At 42.9% G+C, this 18,261-nt stretch carries 15 protein-coding genes; 12 read left to right on the top strand and 3 right to left on the bottom strand.

Annotated elements, in window-relative coordinates; translation table 11 throughout:
* Positions 1 to 132: 132 nt before the first annotated feature.
* From metF to AB5H98_RS05565, 9 genes are all read left to right on the top strand, one after another.
* Positions 133 to 993 carry a methylenetetrahydrofolate reductase [NAD(P)H] gene (gene metF / locus AB5H98_RS05605; protein ID WP_367924946.1) on the top strand — a complete coding sequence of 287 codons (861 nt, stop codon included), beginning with the start codon at positions 133 to 135 and terminating at the stop codon, positions 991 to 993.
* 10 nt (positions 994 to 1,003) lie between these two features.
* Positions 1,004 to 1,561 carry a hypothetical protein gene (locus AB5H98_RS05600; RefSeq protein WP_367924944.1) on the top strand — a complete coding sequence of 186 codons (558 nt, stop codon included), beginning with the start codon at positions 1,004 to 1,006 and terminating at the stop codon, positions 1,559 to 1,561.
* A gap of 77 nt (positions 1,562 to 1,638) precedes the next feature.
* A complete protein-coding gene (locus AB5H98_RS05595; RefSeq protein ID WP_367924943.1) occupies positions 1,639 to 3,993 on the top strand; it encodes a homocysteine S-methyltransferase family protein in 2,355 nt (784 codons plus the stop codon).
* 70 nt (positions 3,994 to 4,063) lie between these two features.
* Positions 4,064 to 4,741, top strand: a complete 678-nt coding sequence (locus AB5H98_RS05590; protein ID WP_367924942.1) for a response regulator transcription factor — start codon at positions 4,064 to 4,066, stop codon at positions 4,739 to 4,741.
* On the top strand, positions 4,734 to 5,942 hold the full coding sequence (locus tag AB5H98_RS05585; RefSeq protein WP_367924941.1) for a sensor histidine kinase: 1,209 nt from the start codon (positions 4,734 to 4,736) through the stop codon (positions 5,940 to 5,942). The genes AB5H98_RS05590 and AB5H98_RS05585 overlap by 8 nt, the downstream gene beginning before the upstream one ends.
* Positions 5,943 to 6,097: 155 nt before the next feature.
* Positions 6,098 to 7,078, top strand: a complete 981-nt coding sequence (locus tag AB5H98_RS05580) for an ABC transporter ATP-binding protein (protein ID WP_367924940.1) — start codon at positions 6,098 to 6,100, stop codon at positions 7,076 to 7,078.
* Positions 7,075 to 7,938 (top strand): ABC transporter permease, encoded by an 864-nt coding sequence (locus tag AB5H98_RS05575; RefSeq protein WP_367924939.1) that lies wholly within the window; start codon positions 7,075 to 7,077, stop codon positions 7,936 to 7,938. The genes AB5H98_RS05580 and AB5H98_RS05575 overlap by 4 nt, the downstream gene beginning before the upstream one ends.
* Entirely contained in the window at positions 7,938 to 9,404 is a 1,467-nt protein-coding gene (locus tag AB5H98_RS05570; protein WP_367924938.1) for a GldG family protein, read from the top strand. The genes AB5H98_RS05575 and AB5H98_RS05570 overlap by 1 nt, the downstream gene beginning before the upstream one ends.
* Complete coding sequence (locus AB5H98_RS05565; protein ID WP_367924937.1) at positions 9,391 to 10,824, top strand: DUF4340 domain-containing protein; 1,434 nt, start codon at positions 9,391 to 9,393, stop codon at positions 10,822 to 10,824. Before AB5H98_RS05570 ends, AB5H98_RS05565 begins: the two co-directional genes overlap by 14 nt.
* A gap of 41 nt (positions 10,825 to 10,865) precedes the next feature.
* Here AB5H98_RS05565 and AB5H98_RS05560 read toward each other — a convergent pair whose 3' ends face one another.
* The 3 genes from AB5H98_RS05560 to AB5H98_RS05550 all read right to left on the bottom strand — a co-directional run bounded on the left by AB5H98_RS05560 (position 10,866) and on the right by AB5H98_RS05550 (position 14,079).
* Positions 10,866 to 11,333: an S-ribosylhomocysteine lyase gene (locus tag AB5H98_RS05560; RefSeq protein WP_367924936.1), complete on the bottom strand. Its 468-nt coding sequence runs from the start codon at positions 11,331 to 11,333 to the stop codon at positions 10,866 to 10,868.
* A 14-nt stretch (positions 11,334 to 11,347) separates the two neighbouring features.
* Positions 11,348 to 13,093, bottom strand: a complete 1,746-nt coding sequence (gene pyk, locus AB5H98_RS05555) for a pyruvate kinase (protein ID WP_367924935.1) — start codon at positions 13,091 to 13,093, stop codon at positions 11,348 to 11,350.
* A gap of 449 nt (positions 13,094 to 13,542) precedes the next feature.
* Positions 13,543 to 14,079, bottom strand: coding sequence for a YdcF family protein (locus AB5H98_RS05550; RefSeq protein ID WP_367924934.1), 537 nt, complete (start codon positions 14,077 to 14,079; stop codon positions 13,543 to 13,545).
* 101 nt (positions 14,080 to 14,180) lie between these two features.
* Here AB5H98_RS05550 and AB5H98_RS05545 point away from each other — a divergent pair, with 101 nt between their 5' ends.
* The 3 genes from AB5H98_RS05545 to AB5H98_RS05535 are packed head-to-tail and all read left to right on the top strand — an operon-like array spanning position 14,181 to position 18,068.
* Entirely contained in the window at positions 14,181 to 15,005 is an 825-nt protein-coding gene (locus AB5H98_RS05545; protein WP_367924933.1) for an ABC transporter ATP-binding protein, read from the top strand.
* Positions 15,002 to 16,699 (top strand): COG1361 S-layer family protein, encoded by a 1,698-nt coding sequence (locus tag AB5H98_RS05540; RefSeq protein WP_367924932.1) that lies wholly within the window; start codon positions 15,002 to 15,004, stop codon positions 16,697 to 16,699. The genes AB5H98_RS05545 and AB5H98_RS05540 overlap by 4 nt, the downstream gene beginning before the upstream one ends.
* Positions 16,686 to 18,068, top strand: a complete 1,383-nt coding sequence (locus AB5H98_RS05535) for an ABC transporter permease (RefSeq protein ID WP_367924931.1) — start codon at positions 16,686 to 16,688, stop codon at positions 18,066 to 18,068. Before AB5H98_RS05540 ends, AB5H98_RS05535 begins: the two co-directional genes overlap by 14 nt.
* Positions 18,069 to 18,261 lie beyond the last annotated feature (193 nt).

Raw genomic sequence — 18,261 nt, 5'->3', positions numbered from 1 at the left:
AAATCGGCAGACGCAAGGGACTTAAAATCCCTCGGTGGCAACACCATACGGGTTCAATTCCCGTCAGCAGCACCAGAACCCCCAAAAGGCCTAAGGCCGAGGGGGTTTTTCTTTTTAAAGGGGAGAAATGATATGTATCTGAATGAGTTGTTTTCAATGAAGAACTGTGTGTTTTCCATTGAAGTATTTCCGCCCAAAAAAAATGTGGCTTCTCTCAATACGCTTTATCCTAAATTAAAAGAACTTGCTGCGTTGTCGCCAGATTTCATCAGTGTTACCTATGGAGCAGGCGGGAATGTCGCCGATGATTCTACTTGCCAAATAGCAGCTTATATTAAGCGTGAACTGGGAATTGAGTCTTTGGCGCATCTGACATGTGTTAATTCCGAAAAGGAACAAATTCAAGATACATTGCAGCAGTTACGTCAAAACGGAATCGAAAATGTTCTTGCGTTGCGTGGAGATATTAATCCTAATTTGCCAAGAAAAACCGACTACCGATATGCAAGTGAATTAGCATCTGTGGTGCATGAGAGTGGATTTAATGTGGTAGGAGCTTGTTATCCGGAAGGACATGTAGAGAGTGATTCTCTTCGGCAGGATGTGGAAAATCTTCACTACAAAATTGAAGCAGGCGTGACACATCTTATCACGCAGCTTTTTTTTGATAATGGCGTTTTTTACCGTTTCCTGAATTTGGCTCGAAAAGCGGGAGTTTCAGTGCCTATAGAGGCAGGGGTTATGCCAATTGTTTCAAAAACTCAGGTGGAACGGACGGTAGCATTGAGTTCTGCAAGTCTTCCTTCAGAATTTACAAAAATGATTAGTAAATACGATCATGATGAGCAGGGATTGTTTGATGCCGGTATTGATTATGCGATTCGTCAAATACGTGACCTGATTGAAGGCGGAACAGACGGTATTCACTTGTATGCAATGAATCGACCAATGGTGGCTCGCAAAGTATATGAGGGCATAAAAGATCTTTTGTAAGAGAGTATATATGGATTTGAATTTTGAAATTGACGAATCGGAAGTTTTCCGAATGCTTGGCGCACGTGGAAAGGAAAACGATTCGATTAAGGCTTTGGTATGTCAAGCCATAAAATCTGTAACGGAGAATGCGGTCCCAAGGGCAGTATACCGAAAAGTAGAACGCGAGGCATTGAGGCCCTTGCTTTTGGGACATGACATTGAGACACATCTTAAGAAATGTGATTCAGTAGTGGCTTTAGCGTGTACATTAGGAAGTGAAATCGATCGCCTTATACGGAGTCTTCAAATCTCCGATATGGCGTTGGCGGTTGTGGTGGATGCGGCGGCCTCTGTGGCAATCGGTGGCCGAATCGTTGGAAAAAGGAATTCGAAAGCAATTGGAGGAACAGGGCTTGTTTTTGACAGGTCGCTTCTCTCCGGGATATGGGGATTACACGATTTCGGTACAAAATGGTCTTGTGTCCTTCCTGGACGCACAGCGGCGAATTGGCCTACAAGTTACAGATTCACATCTTTTGATACCGCGAAAGAGTATCACCGCTTTATGTGGCGTTTCTCGGCATAGAGTGAAAGGGAAATTAGCGGGGTGTGAGCATTGTGTGTTGCGTGAAACATGTACTAGAAGAAAAGAGGGGAAAGTCTGTGATTGATGTGTTTCAAAAGAAGCGTTATACCATTTTAGATGGTGCTATGGGAACAATGCTGCAAAAACGCGGTTTGGAGTTAGGGCGTCAACCAGACGTTCTTAGTGTGGAGAATCCCGCGGTTGTCTCTGAAATCGGACGTATGTACGTTGAAAGCGGAGCAGATTGGATTTGTGCAAACACATTTGGTGCCAATCGTAAAAAGTTGGCGGGATGCGGATATACGGTGGAACAAGTGGTGACTGCGGCAGTTCAGTGTGCAAGAAAAGCGTGTGCAGGGACAGATTGTCGAGTGTTTTTAGATGTGGGGCCAATTGGGGAACTTTTGGAGCCGGTAGGAACGCTTCGCTTTGAAGAAGCGTACGAAATTTTTTCTCAAGAGATGAAGGCAGGAGCGCAGGCGGGAGCACAGGGCATTTTAATTGAAACGATGACAGACCTGTATGAAGTAAAGGCGGCGCTTCTTGCAGCAAAAGAAAATACGAACCTTCCCGTTCTGGTTTCTATGAGTTTCGAGGAGCGCGGCCGTACTTTTACAGGATGCTCAGTAGAAGCGTTTGCTGTTGTGGCAGAGGGATTGGGCGCAGATGCCATTGGTATTAACTGTTCTTTAGGTCCACGCGAGATTTTGCCTTTAGCAAGACGTTTGTGCGAAAGTACATCTCGGCCAGTGTTTATCAAACCCAATGCTGGTTTGCCTGACCCCTCAACGGGAAAGTATGATATTTCACCCTATGAATTTTGTAGTGAAATGAAGGCCTTTGAAGAGTTGGGAATTCGGGCCGTGGGTGGTTGTTGTGGAACAACGCCAGAATATATTCGGATTTTGGCTCAATATTTTCGAAACAAATGTCCGGTTGATTCGATGTTTGTCCCAAAGAGTATTGTATGCACTCCAACGGAGACGGTAGCCATTGAAAGGGTAACGGTTATTGGCGAGCGAATCAATCCCACAGGGAAAAAGCGCTTTCAAGAGGCTTTGCGAACGGAAGATTGGGACTATATAGCTCAACAAGCCATTGAACAAACAAATGCAGGAGCACGTATTTTAGATGTCAATGTAGGATTGCCTGGAATTGATGAAGTCCAAATGATGGTAAAGGCAATCAAAACGATTCAATCCGTAACAGATACTCCATTGCAATTAGATTCTACGCGCCCGAAAGTTTTGGAAGCAGGGCTGCGCGTTTACAATGGAAAGGCGATTGTTAATTCGGTGAATGCGGAACCAGCTTCGTTAAAGGCGATTTTGCCAATTTGTCGTAAATATGGTGCGGCCGTGGTAGGATTGACGTTAAACGATGAAGGTATCCCAGATGGTGCCGAAGAGCGGTTGGCTTTGGCAGAGAAAATCGTATGTGCGGCCGAAGAAGCAGGAATTCGCAAAGAGGATGTTTTTATCGATTGCCTTACGCTGACGGTGAGCGCTCAACAGAAAGCCGTTCAGCAAACGTTAAAAGCAGTCCGACTGGTGAAGGAAAAACTTGGAGTAAAGACCGTTTTGGGTGTATCCAACATTTCCTTTGGTCTTCCTTGTAGAGAGCAGGTGAATACAAGCTTTTTGACTTTGGCAATGGAACACGGCCTTGATCTTCCGATTCTCAATCCCAACTCACAGGCTATGATGGCGGCTGTTGCAAGTTTTGAAGTTTTGTATAATCGAGATCCGCAGGCTACACGCTATATTGCAAAATATTCGGGAAGTCAGCCTCAACAGCATACTTTGTCGGAAAAAACGAATCTTCACGATTCGATTTTACAGGGCCTTCGTCAACAGGCGGCACAGGCTGCGCGTTTGCAGTTGGAAACTTGCTCGCCCCAGCAGCTAGTCAATCAGGTTTTAATTCCGGCACTGGACTTGGTTGGAGAAGAATTTGAAAAAGGCAAGCTGTTTCTTCCGCAATTGCTCCAGTCTGCAGGTGCGGCACAGGCTGCCTTTGATGTAGTGAAAGAAAAAATTGTTTCGCAAGGTTCCCATGGGAATAGTAAAGGGAAAATTGTAATTGCTACTGTAAAAGGCGATATTCACGACATCGGCAAAAATATTGTAAAAGTAATTTTAGAAAATTACGGATATGAGATGATCGATCTTGGGCGCGATGTCCCTGCACAAGTGGTTGTAGAGGCGGCAAGGAAATATCAGGTACAATTAGTCGGCCTGAGCGCTTTGATGACGACAACACTTCCCAGCATGGCAGAAACCATTGATGCGCTTCACAAAGCGAACCTTCCTTGTAAGATCATGGTAGGCGGGGCGGTTCTCACTCCGGAATATGCCAAAACCATTGGCGCAGATTTTTATGCGAAGGATGCCAAACAATCCGTTGATATTGCAAAAGAAGTTTTGGGATAATCTGATACAGTGAGTTTCAGCCTGAATTCAGCTAGTAGCGATATGATAGAAGAGGAAAGGAGGGTGGATTTTGAAAATTTTGATCATTGAAGATGAAAAATTGCTTGCATCATCTATCGGAGAGTTTTTAAAAAGCAAAGGGTTTGACGTGGAGATTGTCAACGATGGGGAGACAGGAGCGCAGTATGCAGAGCTTGGCGTTTACGATTTGCTCGTTTTGGATGTTATGATGCCAGGTTTGAATGGATATGAAGTGGCTAAGCACGTGCGTTCCAAGCGATTAGGAACACCTATTTTGATGTTGACAGCTAAATCCGGTTTGGAGGATCGGATTACGGGCTTAAATGCAGGAGCGGATTATTATTTAACAAAGCCTTTTGATCTTCGCGAATTATTAGCGTGTGTAAATGCTTTGCTTCGACGGCAAGGGTCGCAGATCAATGAATTGGTTTTCGGAAACACCTCTTTGGACCTTTCTTCCGCTACATTGTGCTGTGGAAAAAATGCCATTCGCCTTTCGGCGAAGGAATTTGATATTATGCGATTTTTGTTGCAATCAGGCGAGAAAAATCTATCAAAAGAAGTAATTTTAGCGCGAGTTTGGGGATATGATTCCAACGCGGTAGAGAATCATGTGGAAGTTTATATCGGGTTTTTGAGAAAAAAGCTTGCGAGCATAGGATCTAATGTCCGTATTGAAGCCATTCGTCGATTGGGGTATCATTTGGAGGTATGCGGCGATGATTAAAAAGCTTCGTTTCAAATTTGTCCTTATCAATATGAGTATTGTTACAATCATGCTCTGTGTGATTTTAGGATTGGTGTTTTATTTTACCAGTGCAAATCTAGAACAAGAGAGCCTACGCATGATGCAGGATATTGCACAGCAACCTTTTCAGCTAGGCGTTCCCGGTGAATTAGATGAAAATGTTCGATTGCCTTTTTTCACACTTCAATTAAACCCCCGAGGAGAATTGGTTTCAACGGGCGGCGGATACTATGATTTATCGGATAGTGCGTTTTTGAATGATTTAATTAGAGATGTTTTTTCATCGCCAAAAAGTTTTGGGGTACTTACAAAATATAATCTTCGCTACTACCGTGTGGATACGCCTTTGCGCCCATGTGTTGTATTTGCTGATATATCCAGTGAAAGGACAACCTTGGATCATCTGCTGCAAACCTGTCTAATCATTGGCGGACTGGGATTTTTGCTTTTCTTATGGGGAAGCATTGTATTGTCTCGGTGGGCGGTAAAACCTGTAGAACAAGCCTGGAAGCAACAGCAGCAATTTGTGGCGGATGCCTCGCATGAACTAAAAACGCCTTTGACAGTGATTATGACCAATGCGGAATTGCTTCAAAATTCTGAATATAATCCGGAAAAAAAAGAAAAATTTGTGCAGGGGATTTTGACGATGTCCGGTCAGATGAAAAATTTGATCGAACAAATGTTAGAACTGGTGAGAGTGGACGGAACAAGCCAAGAAAAAGTAAAAGCGGCCGTCGATTGGAGTCAATTGGCGGAGTATGAAGCGATGACTTTTGAACCGGTCTTTTTTGAAAAAGGGCTCACCCTTCGTACCCAAATTGAAAAAGACGTGTGTGTATTGGGAGATGAAAATCAGCTCCGCCAAATTTTGGAGATTCTCTTAGATAATGCCTCCAAGTATTCGAAAGAAAAGGGAACGACTTGGGTAACATTACATAAGCGTGGAAAGAATCATTGCCTTTTGAACGTTTCAAATGAAGGACAGCCACTTCTGGATGGTGAACTTGAAAAGATTTTTCGACGTTTTTATCGTGCGGATCAAGCAAGAACACGTACAGGAAGTTTTGGATTGGGGCTTTCAATTGCCGAAAGTATTGTGAAACAGCATCGTGGGAAAATTTGGGCGCAGAGCCAAAAAGGAATCAATAGCTTTTTTGTGTTATTTCCATGTTCATAAAAAAGAGAGGAGCCGTTTTTGACGGCTCCTCTCTTTTTATGCACAAAACCGCAAGGTTTTTAATTGTTTCAGCGTCATTTCAGCCTAGACGATTATAATGACCTCGAATACAACGCGTAAGCGAGCGTAATAAACAAACGATGAGGAGGTCTATCATGATTACGGTTGAACATTTGACAAAATGCTATGGCGATTTTATGGCTGTAGATGACCTTTCCTTTGAAATAGAGGAAGGACACGTATATGGCTTTTTGGGGCCAAATGGTGCTGGAAAATCCACTACAATGAATATTATGACAGGCTGTTTGTCTGCAACCAAAGGGCATGTGCGCATAGCTGGTTACGATATTTTTGAGGAACCGGATAAGGCAAAAAAAGAAATTGGATATCTTCCAGAACAACCGCCTTTGTATATGAACGAAACTCCCGAAGAGTATCTGCGTTTTGTAGGAGAAGCCAAGGGGTTACACGGGGCGGAATTGGAACGACAAATTCAAGAGGTCATTGAGCAAACAAAGATTGAAAATGTAAAGGGGCGTTGTATTTCTGCACTTTCAAAAGGCTATAAGCAGCGTGTAGGTATTGCACAGGCATTGATTGGGAATCCAAAGGTCATTATTTTGGATGAGCCAACGGTTGGTTTGGATCCGCTTCAGATTATTGAAATTCGTGATTTGATCAAACAATTAGGGCAGACCCACACCGTTATTTTGAGTTCGCATATTCTTTCTGAAGTGCAAACAATTTGTGAGAAGATTCTGATTATCTCAAAAGGAAAATTGATTGCATTTGATCGGCCTGAAAATCTTGAGAAAAAACTATTGACTCCCAATGAGATTTTTATAACCGCCGAGGCTACATCACAAGAAGTTCAGGAGATTTTGGAAAACATCACGCATATTTCGGAATACGCAGTTGAGAGTGAAGAACAGGGAAGAACAACGGTACAGATAAAAACAGATCAAGAAGATATTTATGGCGTTTCTCGGGAGCTATTTTTTACCTTTGCAGAAAAGAATAAGGCTTTACTGGAAATGACATTGAAAAAGGGAAATCTGGAAGATGTCTTTATCGAATTGACCGAAAAGAGTCAGACAGAAGAGACATCTGTGGAAAGTGAGGCGGAAACGGCATGACCGCAGTTTTGAAACATGAATTAAGGAGCTATTTCCATTCTTTGACGGCCTATGTTTTTGGTGCATTTTTACTCGCTTTTGTGGGGATCGGCGCCATGATGTACAACATTCAAGCTGCTGTTAGTAATTTTGAATATGTGCTCGATTTTGGCAGTCTTGTGTTTGTAGTGATTGTACCGATTTTAACGATGCGGGTCATTGCAGAAGAACGAAAACAAAAAACAGATCAACTTTTATACTCTTTGCCCATTACCACTTCACAGGTGATTTTGGGAAAATATCTCGCTTTGCTGATTCTGTATTTAATTCCGTTGGCAATTATTTCGATTTATCCACTGATTTTTGCGCAATTCGGAGATGTGTATTTGCTGACTTCTTATGGATCCATTTTAGCATTTTTTATCATGGGAGCGGCGCTCATTGCAGTAGGAGTCTTCATTTCTTCCCTTACTGATAATCAGGGCCTTGCAGCAGGAATTGGCATTGCAGTAATTTTATTGAACTATTACAGTGTAAGCCTTTCGGAGTATGTTTCTTCTACCGCAATTGGCTCGATGATTGCACTGCTGGTGATTATTTTGCTGTTTGGCCTAATCATCCGCTATTTAACAAAAAACGGGAATCTTGCTTATTGGGTCTGCTTTGCACTTATGGCCATTACCATTGTGCTGTATTTTATCGATAGTACGAAATTCGAAGGGCTTTTGCCTCAGATTATGACCAAATTATCTTTGTTCGAAAGATTCACCGTATTTGTGAACGGCGTTTTTGATATGACGGCAATTGTATATTACATTAGTGTCATTGTGTTTTTCTTGTTTCTCTCCGTGCAGTCCCTTGAGAAGAGGAGGTATAACTGATGAAAAAACTACAGTTTGCGCATCGAGCTCCTAAGTCCTCGGGCGGCGCTGAAAGAAATCGAATTGCTTTTCAAGGTGGTTCCTATTCTATTATTATCACAGCGATTGTTCTGGCGATTTTAGTTGTGTTGAATATTCTGGCGGCGGCGCTGCCGACGACATTGACGCAATACGACATTAGTTCTACAAAACTTTACTCTATCACGAGTAATACGAAAGTCGTAGTGAATGCGTTGGAAGAAGATGTAACAATTTATTGGATCGTACAATCCGGAGAAGAGGATAAAGTCATTGAAAATCTTCTCGACAAATACGACAGCCTCTCCGACCATATAAAGGTGGTTAAAAAGAATCCGGACGTGTATCCTACGTTTGCTGAACAGTATACGGATGAAACGGTTCAAAACAACAGTTTGGTAGTTGAGTGTGGAGATAGAAGTCGTTATATAGGGTACGATGATATTTACCTTTATGAAACGGATGTTTATTCCTATTCCTACAATACATCCTTCGACGGTGAGGGCGCAATCACTTCAGCAATCGATTATGTGGTAAATGAAGAGCAACCGCAAATTTATGTGCTGGAAGGTCATGGTGAAGCAGAACTTCCCACAACATTTAGCGAGCAGATGGAGAAAGAAAATATAGAACTCAATACGTTTTCTCTGCTCAACGTAGACAACATACCGGAAGATGCAGCGTGTGTTTTGATTTATGCTCCGACAAGCGATATTTCACAAGAAGAAAAAGAAATGCTGGCGGATTATGTCTCTGGCGGTGGAAAGCTTCTGGTTATGGCAGGACCGACGGAAGAAGGAACACTGGAGAATTTGTACAGCATTGTTGGAGATTATGGAGTAACAGCTTGCGATGGAATCGTAATTGAAGGAGATCGAGAGCATTACGCCTTCCAAGCACCGTTTGTTTTGATGCCGGATATGGCCAGCAGTGATATCACGGATTCTCTGATTGAAGAGAACTATTTCCCCATTATGCCTCTTTCACAGGGAATGCGCGTAGAGAATAGCAGTTCTTCTGCTACTGTAACAGAATTCCTTACAACTTCTGATGCCGCATTCAGTAAAGTAACAGGATACGATTTGTCTACCTACGAGAAAGAAGACGGAGATATTGATGGTCCGTTTACATTGGCAGTGTCTATTGAAACAAGCTCTGAAGGACGAATTGTGTGGTTCTCTTCGTCCAGCTTCCTGGATGATATGTACAATGCATACTCTTCTGGCGCAAATGTAAATCTTGGAATGAATGCTGTGTCCTCTTTGATTGGAGAAAGCGAGGCAATGGCTATTCGCAGTAAGTCACTGAACTACAACTATTTGACAATCAGCGATTCAACATCTTCGCTTCTGAAAGTGATGATGATTGGTGTGTTCCCTCTGGTGTATCTTGGAGTTGGTATTGTTGTGGTTCTGAGAAGGAGGAGAATGCAAAATGAAGCGGTCTAAAAGAATCTATATCTTATTGGGCGTATTGGTAGTAGCATGTGCAGTAACTTTTGGCGTTAGCCGTTATGAGACGCACAAAGAACAGATTCAAAATAGCGATGAAATCATTTTAGAAGTAGCAAGCGATTCGGTTGAGTCACTTTCTTGGGAAACAGATTCAGAGTCTCTGGCTTTTCACAAGGATGAAAATTGGATTTACGATGACGATGAGAACTTCCCGGTGGACGAGGAAAAAATCAATGAGCTTTTAGAGCCATTCCAGGAATTTGGCGTTTCCTTTGTCATTGAAGATGTAGATGATCTTGCACAATATGGGTTAACAAATCCGGTATGTACGATTCAATTAGGTACCGCCGAACAGGATTATACAATTCTAGTAGGTGATTATAGTACAATGGATTCAGAACGGTATGTTTCCATCGGCGATGGAAATGTATATCTTGTGCCGGAGGACCCGATGGATGAATTTGACGCTGTTTTGAGCGATATGATTGATCACGATGAGGTGCCATCGTTTGAACAAGTAACTCAAATTCAGTTTTCGGGAGATGAAGAGTACCAGATCTCTTATGAAGAAGATAGTGCTGACACATATCGTGAAGAGGATGTTTATTTTACAGAACTCGATGGCGTGAAATCTCCTTTAGATACCTCATTGGTAGACTCCTATCTTCAGAATCTTGAAAGTATGGATTTGACAAACTATGTGACATACAATGCCACACAAGAAGACTTGGAAAAATATGGGCTGGATGCACCGGAGCTGACGATTTCGGTGGAATACACATTTGAAAATGAGGATGAAGAGACCACCGAAGGGACTTTTGTACTCAATGTGAGCCGAGATCCAAATGAGCAAACAACTGAAGAATCAGAAGTTAGTTCGCAGACAACCAATGATGAGAGTCAAGACGCAGAGGAGGAAACCGAAGAAATCACAGCCTATGCAAGAGTGGGAGAATCTCCGATCGTGTACCAAATCACTACAGAGGACTATAACGCTGTGATGAAAGCGGCCTTTGATGATTTGCGTCATAAGGAGGTTGTGCCAGCCGAATTTGAAGATATTTCTCAAATTGATATCTCTCTGGATGGAGAAAGTTATACGATTACCACTGAGGGAAATAAAGACGAGAGAACTTATTATTATGGAGATCAAGAATTAGAAATTGAAGATCTTCAGAATGCAGTACAAGGATTGCAAGCGGACAGCTTTACACAAGAGTCTCCGACTCAAAAAGAGGAGATTTCTTTCACGGTCCATCTGGATCTTGAAAATGAACCGAGTGTTGAAATTCAACTATATCGTTATGATGGAAGCAATTGCCTTGCAGTTGTGAATGGAGAGAGTATTTCTCTTGTACCACGCGAATCCGTTGTGGATCTGATCGAAGCTGTAAATTCGATCGTTTTGAACTAATTAAAAAGTCCCTGGCGTTTGAAACGCCAGGGACTTTTTAATTATAAATAAGCAGGATAATTCAATTGGTCGGCTTTCCACTCTTTCAAAACGGAAAGCATTGCCGCCGCCTCGTGACGGGCACCCGGAAGATTCTGTTCTCTGTAGTTGCCACATTCTTCTTCTCGAGCTCCAGGAATCTCGCCTTCATAAGATGCAATAAAAGCAAAGGATTCTTGTACCAGACGAATTGCATCAGACGGGGAAAGGGTGTCACGCACCAAAAGGTAAAAGCCGGTACGGCACCCCATGGGGCCAACGTAAATCACCTTTTCACCATCGGAAGAGTTGCGAGCATAGGTGGCAAACAAATGCTCTAAAGTATGAAGAGTTCCGTTTTCTAAATAATCTCCTTTGTTGGGAACTTTCATGCGAATGTCATAGGTGATAACATCGCCGTCCACACGGGAGGTATACATTCCACGTGGCAGACGCGTATGATCAACACAGAAACTGGCAATACGTTTCATAATAACCTCTTTCCTTACTGTGGCATGGAATGAACAACGCCGCGCTCACCATCCACGGAAACGTGGACACCGTCTGTCAGTTTGCGCAGAGCACCGGTTGCTCCTACGATGACAGGCTTTCCAAGCGTCAAACCAACAATTGCTGCGTGGGAATTGAGACCGCCTTCTTCTGTGATAATCGCAGATGCTGTGCGTAGAATGGGCAGAAGCTCGTTATTGGTATACGGAATCACCAGGACATCCCCAGGGCGACATTTTACTTTGGCCTCTTCGATGGAACGGCACACGCAGACAGGCCCTCTTGCATTGTTAGGCGTAACACCAACACCTGAAATCAAAACATTTCCAACCAGATGAGCCTTGATCATATTCGTAGTGCCCGAAATTCCGACCGGAACACCGGCTGTCAAGACCACAAGATCTCCGCTACTTACATAACCAGCCTTTTCAGCGGTTTCAACAGCCATCTCAATTAATTCATCCGTGTTATGAGCATAACGCATTTTGAGCGGGGTAATGCCCCATGACAAAGAAAGCTGACGATAAATGCTATCCGTCATTACACAAGCAATTACCGGAGTTTCCGGACGGTATTTGCTTAACAGGCGTGCGGTTTCACCGCTTTTAGAAACCGTAATAATCGCATTCGCCTTAATGTCCATAGCAGTGGTGCAAGCGGCATGCGCTACGGCTGCGGCTACGCTCAGATGGCTTTCCAAGTTCTTTTGACGTAGGCGCTTATTGTAGTTGATGTCGCTTTCCGTGCGCTCTGCAATTGCAGCCATCGTCTTGACCGCTTCAATAGGATAATGACCTGCTGCGGTTTCTCCAGATAACATAATTGCAGAAGTGCCGTCGTAAATTGCATTAGCTACATCGGTGATTTCGGCACGTGTTGGACGAGGATTTTCAATCATGCTCTCCAACATCTGTGTAGCGGTAATCACCGGTTTGCCAGCATCGTAGCAACGCCAAATAATATCCTTTTGAATGACAGGAATTTCGGTAAAGTCAATTTCCACTCCCATATCCCCACGCGCAACCATTACGCCATCTGATACGGAAATGATTTCATCGATGTTTTCAACGCCTTCATCGTTCTCAATTTTGGCAATGATTTTGATGAAGTCACACTTTTGGCTATCGAGCAAGCGGCGAATTTCCAAAATATCGGCGGCGCTTCGGACAAAAGAGGCGGCGATAAAGTCAAATCCCGTTTGGATTCCAAACAAAATGTCGTCACGGTCTTGGGCACTCATGTAGGGAATGGAAAGTTTCGTGCCTGGTACATTGACTCCTTTGTGGTTGGAAACGACGCCGCCGTTTTTAACAATGCATACAATGTCGTCTTCGTCAATGTTATCAACACTTAACTCAATGAGTCCGTCATCCAATAAAACGCGAGCACCGGGAGCCAAATCTTTCGGCAAATCTTTGTAAGTGATTGAGCAGATAGACTCATCTCCGAGGATATCTCGTGTAGTAAGTGTGAATTTTTGATCTTTTTTTAACTCTACACTGCCGTTTTTAAAATCACGTAGGCGAATCTCAGGGCCTTTTGTGTCCAGCAATGCGGCAACAGGCAAATTTAATTCTTCCCGTAACTGCTTTAAAGTAGAAAAACGACGAGCATGTTCCTCATGAGTACCATGAGAGAAATTGAAACGGGCGACATTCATCCCCGCTAGCATCATACTGCGAAGAACTCCCTCGCGATCAGTAGAGGGGCCAAGTGTACAGATGATTTTTGTTTTACGCATCAAAAAACCTCCATCATTAAGTCCTCTTTTATTCGTCTACACGCTTAATTATACATATTTAAAAAGACTTTGCAATGTGTCCTCTTCCTATTTTACATGGTTTTTGCTATACTGAAAAAAATACATGAGCATGAGAATGAATTTATAGGCAATATGCAGTCCCAAGAAGGCTTAAAAATTTTTACATATGTGAAAGAAAAGATGTTTGTCAAACGTTTTATAAATATGGCCGGAAAAGTCAATTTTTGAATACCCAGTAATATATTACCGCAAAAACCTCTCGCATATAGCATGGTAAAATCGAATCGAGACCGATGGTTGCTGGAATAGAATGGACGTTGGAAAAGCCGGCATCTTGAGCATATTGGCGGGCCCTGTAACAATGGAACGTATTTGTAACATAGGCGATTGGGTCCGACGGTTTAATATTGTATTGCATAAGAATTTCTTTAGAAAAGAAAATTTTCTTCAGTGGATTCACTGTTGCTTTCCATAAGAATTTGATCTTCACAAATTCCTTTTTCTATCAAGTAACGTTTCATGGCAAGTGCTTCCGGAATTGTTTCGCCGGGGCCCTGGCCACCGGAAACCAAAATTATCACATCGGGATTTTTTAAATAATAGTCATAAGCGGCATCAAGCCTTCGTGCAAGGAGCCCGGTGACTCTTTCGCCTCGAAGGCCAGCTCCCAGTACGATGACGACATTTTCTTGTTCTGTCGCTGGAGTAGTATAGCCTAGAAAGTGAATCAGTATCATTAAAGCAATAAAAAGCGCGCAACCGGCAAAAAAGAGAATTTTGCCTATCAGTCCAATGCCATGAGAGCAAAAGGCATCAATTTGTTTGTGGAACAAGCAATATCCCAGAAGTGCTCCTGTAATACAGTACATTAAAAAAGATCCGAGGTTAAAACTGGAGCGGAACATTCGAAAAATGCTGTCAATTAAAAAAAAGAGAGCAAGTGCCCAGATAATTTTCATTTTCATAAAAAACCTCCCGGTTGATTCTTTTCATTTTAACAGGCAAACGGGAGAAACGCAACTTACTGGCTAAGCACAAAAGATTATGGATGTAGGGGAGGTTCGTTGTGAAGCCAATTATTAAAGTGGAACACATACGGAAGGTATACCGGGTTGGTCATGAAAAGGTCGTCGCATTAAATGATGTTAATCTGGCAATTAATCCCGGAGAGATTTGCTGTATTGTAGGTGCATCTGGATCTGGCAAATCCACGTTGCTCAATCAGTTGGCCGGGTTAGAAAAACCCACCAGAGGGGATGTGTATATTGCTGGACAAAATGTCTCCAAAATGACTGAAAAGGAATTGGCGGTTTTCCGACAAAATAATTTGGGATTTGTTTTTCAGTCCTATAATTTGCTTCCAACGTTGACCGCTTTGGAAAATGTAGCTCTTCCGTTGATGTTCAAAGGAGTACGAAAGTCCAAGAGAGAGAAGATGGCGGCCAAACAATTAAAAGCGATGGGGCTTGGAAAACGAATGTATCACAAGCCCACAGAGATGTCGGGCGGGCAGCAGCAACGTGTGGGTATTGCGCGTGCTTTTGTCGGAAATCCCAAGGTTATTTTTGCGGATGAACCAACGGGAAATCTTGACTCACATACAACCGCCCAAGTCATGAATGCAATTTTGAAATTGGCGCGCGAAAATAATATTACTTTTGTAATGGTAACTCATGAACGGGATTTGGCAGGATGTGCGGATCGCATTATCACAATTAAAGACGGCTGCGTGCTGCGCGATGAAGTAATTGAACACCCCAATCAAGTCTTTGAGGTTCAGCCCAGTCCCATGGATGAGGAATATGCACATGCAGGTGCATCCGAACAACAAAAACAGTCACTCTCGCAAGTGGGTGAGGAGTTTGCAGAAAAAGGAGAAACGTCACAATGAAAACCATTGAAACAACTTGGAAAAGATTTATCGGTGGGGCAATGGCTTTGCTAATTGTTTTCAGTGCGATTTGCTTTGTACCGAGCGCGGCTGTATATGCGGACAGCAGCACGATCAAATTTACACAAGACCTTCCAACTACTCCCCAAACTTTAGCAAATGGGTCGATTGTTCTATCTGTAAAAGTGGATGCGGGTGGAGCAGATGTTCGTTATGAATGGTATAAAGATGCTTCTCCTATTATCGGTGCAACACAGGCATCTTATACGGTTACTGCGCCAGGAGAATATTATGTGCGCGCTATTAACAAGGCGAATGAAAATGACTATGCCCAAAGTCAGGTGTGTCCTGTAACACAGGAGCAGTCCACTGGAAGCGGAAATTTGTATATTGCAGGTTACAGCGTGGTGGATGATCTTGGAAATGCTATTTTGTATCTAACACCGGATACGCACTGTAAAATTGTCCTTTTGATGGTAGATGGACGAATTTTGGACGCCGATGTGCCACAAGGCACCGATTTGAAACAGTATATTCATATTACGCCGACCTCTAAGGCTTTTTCTTCTTGCAGCAATGGAGATATTTGGATCGATCGAGAGGCTTCCGTGGATGGGAATCTGACGTATTCTTTGACATTCAATGACATTGCTTATTTGGATACGACCGCACAGGATAATATGCTGTCCTTTGATGTGAGTGTAATTAATAATACCACTCCTGGCTCACCGGTCATCTTTCCGAATGTTCCGTTGACAACCGTGTCACAGGCTATTGGGCAGTGCTCTAAAAACCAGGATGACACTGTTACCAGCGGAGCAAAACCTACGGTGATGGTGAAAGAATCCAATCATGGCGGTGGCAATATTGCTGCGGGACAAAACTTTACCCTTACCTTGACTTCTTATAACACAAGCAAATCTACAGCAATCTCAGATGTGGTTACTACAATTTCTCTACCGCAGACGCTTACACTTGCTGCCGGAAGCAATACGGTATTGACAGAATCCGTGCCCGCAGGTGGTTCATATCAAACAACGTTTACTCTGCAAGCGCAGAGCAGTGCCGAGACTGGGGTAGCCAATATAACAGTTGAATACCGATATTACATAAAGGGAACCGATGAGCAGTTAACTTCAAGTCAATTGATTACGGTGCCTATCGTACAGCCAGATCGATTCTCCTTTACTTCTTTAGATAGTCCTCAGGAGATGTATGTCGGTGAAGAGAATACTATTACCGTAAACTATGTGAATAAAGGAAAAGGAATTTTATACAACCTTACAGCAGAGATTTCCGGAAATATTAATACACCGGGACAGCAGCAGTATCTTGGAAATTTGAATTCCGGAACAGAGGGAAGTGCGGACTTTACCATTCAGGCTGATCAGGCGGGGACGATTTCAGGAACAATTACATTGACTTATGAAGATGTAAATGGAAATGAGAAAAAGCAAACGCAAGATTACTCTCTCACTGTAAGTGAAATGCCCGATTACAACATGCCCGACGTGGATGTTGGTGGAATGGGCGATATGGATATGCCTCAGCAAGGAATGCCTATCTGGGGATGGGTAGTCATTGGAGTAGGTGTCGTAGCCGTTGTTGTAGGCGTTGTAATTGTAGTAAAAAAGAAAAAGGCGAAACGCCGCGCCGAATTGCTTGCGGAGGACGACAACGATGAAGATTTCTGATCTTCTGTCCCTATGTTTTGAGAATCTACGTCGCCGAAAAGGTAGAACGACGCTGACGATCATAGGCGTTGTAGTGGGAACCTGTTCGATTGTGGTCATGGTATCCCTCGGTATCGCTATGAACGTTGGATTTGATGAGATGATTCAGCAATGGGGAGATTTGACGCAAATCCAGGTATATAATTGGAGTAATAGTGGAAGTGGCGAGGTAGAACCTCTCAATGACGAAATGGTAGCAAAAATTGATGGGTTCGATCATGTGGTCGTGGCGACACCGCAATATCAGCCGCGTTACTTCAGCATGAGTTTAGCAGCGGGAAAAAATGATCGCTATGAAGCTCAATATGTTACAGTTGTGGGAATGTATCCGAAGGCAATTGAGTTGTTAGGATATGAACTTGAGTCCGGCAGTTATCTGCCGGATGTCCCCAGTTCGTCCAGTTCAGGTAAAAAACAGATTCAAGTTTTAATTGGACAGAATTTGGGTTATCAATTTACGGATACCAAAAAGCGTGGAGAAAAAGCTTATCGTTATCAAGGACAGACGGATGCAATGGGCAACGAGTTGGGGCCTTTTGTAGACATAGCAAAAGATAAAATAACGTTAAAAAGCAATAACCAGAGTGGTGACGAGGGCGATAAGGGAATAGAGTATACCTTGGATGTAGAAGGCATTATGATTTCGGACTACAAAAAAGGATATGTGACAGATTCCGGAGTTGTGATGGATCTAACTGTTTTGAAGCGCTTGGAAAAAGAGTATATGAAAGCGAATGGTATCAAGGATACAAATAGCAACAGTGGATATGACAACGTGTATGTTAAAGTAGACGATGTGGACAATGTGGAAGCAGTAGAAGAGGCAATTCAGGAATTGGGATATTCCACGTACTCCATGCGCAGTGAGCGAGAAAACATGCAAAAACAATCTCAGATGATTCAGATGATTCTCGGCGGATTGGGAGCGGTTTCGTTGTTTGTGGCTGCGCTTTCGATTGCTAACACGATGACCATGGCCATCTATGAGCGCACCAAAGAAATTGGTGTCATGAAGGTGCTTGGCTGCGGTCTGGGAAAGATTCGAGCCATGTTTTTGGTAGAAGCGGCAATGATTGGTTTTCTGGGTGGCGTATTTGGCGTCGCAATCAGTTACGCCATATCTTTAGCGCTTAATACATTTGGCCCATTGTTAATGGGCTCTGTATTAGGAAGTTTCCTCCCGATGTATGGCTCTAAAATTTCAGTTATTCCAGCATGGCTTGCGCTTTTAGGAATTTCATTTTCAACGGCAATCGGAATTTTATCGGGTATTATGCCAGCAGGACGTGCAGTTAAAATTTCGGCATTGGAAGCGATTCGGCATGAATGAGAACCGTATGTTGAATTTGAATACGCTCCTTTTGTGAAGCTGATTTTATCATAGGTTTTGTATTAGGGAGTAGCTTACAGCTACTCCCTTTTTATTTTCTATCAGTGTTGCATCAATTCGCATGATCAGTAATTCGCTTTTGTTTGACAAAGTGATATATCATATCATATAATGAACATTGTTCATATTGAGG

Source organism: uncultured Ruthenibacterium sp., from assembly GCF_963558415.1.
Lineage (GTDB): Bacteria > Bacillota > Clostridia > Oscillospirales > Ruminococcaceae > Ruthenibacterium.
This window is presented reverse-complemented; position numbering and strand designations above follow the sequence as displayed.

Bases quoted from the DNA above. Each gene is read 5' to 3' on its own strand.
- metF (WP_367924946.1), top strand. From the start codon at position 133: ATGTATCTGAATGAGTTGTTTTCAATGAAGAACTGTGTGTTTTCCATT.
- AB5H98_RS05600 (WP_367924944.1), top strand. From the start codon at position 1,004: ATGGATTTGAATTTTGAAATTGACGAATCGGAAGTTTTCCGAATGCTT.
- AB5H98_RS05585 (WP_367924941.1), top strand. From the start codon at position 4,734: ATGATTAAAAAGCTTCGTTTCAAATTTGTCCTTATCAATATGAGTATT.
- AB5H98_RS05580 (WP_367924940.1), top strand. From the start codon at position 6,098: ATGATTACGGTTGAACATTTGACAAAATGCTATGGCGATTTTATGGCT.
- AB5H98_RS05575 (WP_367924939.1), top strand. From the start codon at position 7,075: ATGACCGCAGTTTTGAAACATGAATTAAGGAGCTATTTCCATTCTTTG.
- AB5H98_RS05570 (WP_367924938.1), top strand. From the start codon at position 7,938: ATGAAAAAACTACAGTTTGCGCATCGAGCTCCTAAGTCCTCGGGCGGC.
- AB5H98_RS05565 (WP_367924937.1), top strand. From the start codon at position 9,391: ATGAAGCGGTCTAAAAGAATCTATATCTTATTGGGCGTATTGGTAGTA.
- AB5H98_RS05560 (WP_367924936.1), bottom strand. From the start codon at position 11,333: ATGAAACGTATTGCCAGTTTCTGTGTTGATCATACGCGTCTGCCACGT.
- pyk (WP_367924935.1), bottom strand. From the start codon at position 13,093: ATGCGTAAAACAAAAATCATCTGTACACTTGGCCCCTCTACTGATCGC.
- AB5H98_RS05550 (WP_367924934.1), bottom strand. From the start codon at position 14,079: ATGAAAATGAAAATTATCTGGGCACTTGCTCTCTTTTTTTTAATTGAC.
- AB5H98_RS05540 (WP_367924932.1), top strand. From the start codon at position 15,002: ATGAAAACCATTGAAACAACTTGGAAAAGATTTATCGGTGGGGCAATG.
- AB5H98_RS05535 (WP_367924931.1), top strand. From the start codon at position 16,686: ATGAAGATTTCTGATCTTCTGTCCCTATGTTTTGAGAATCTACGTCGC.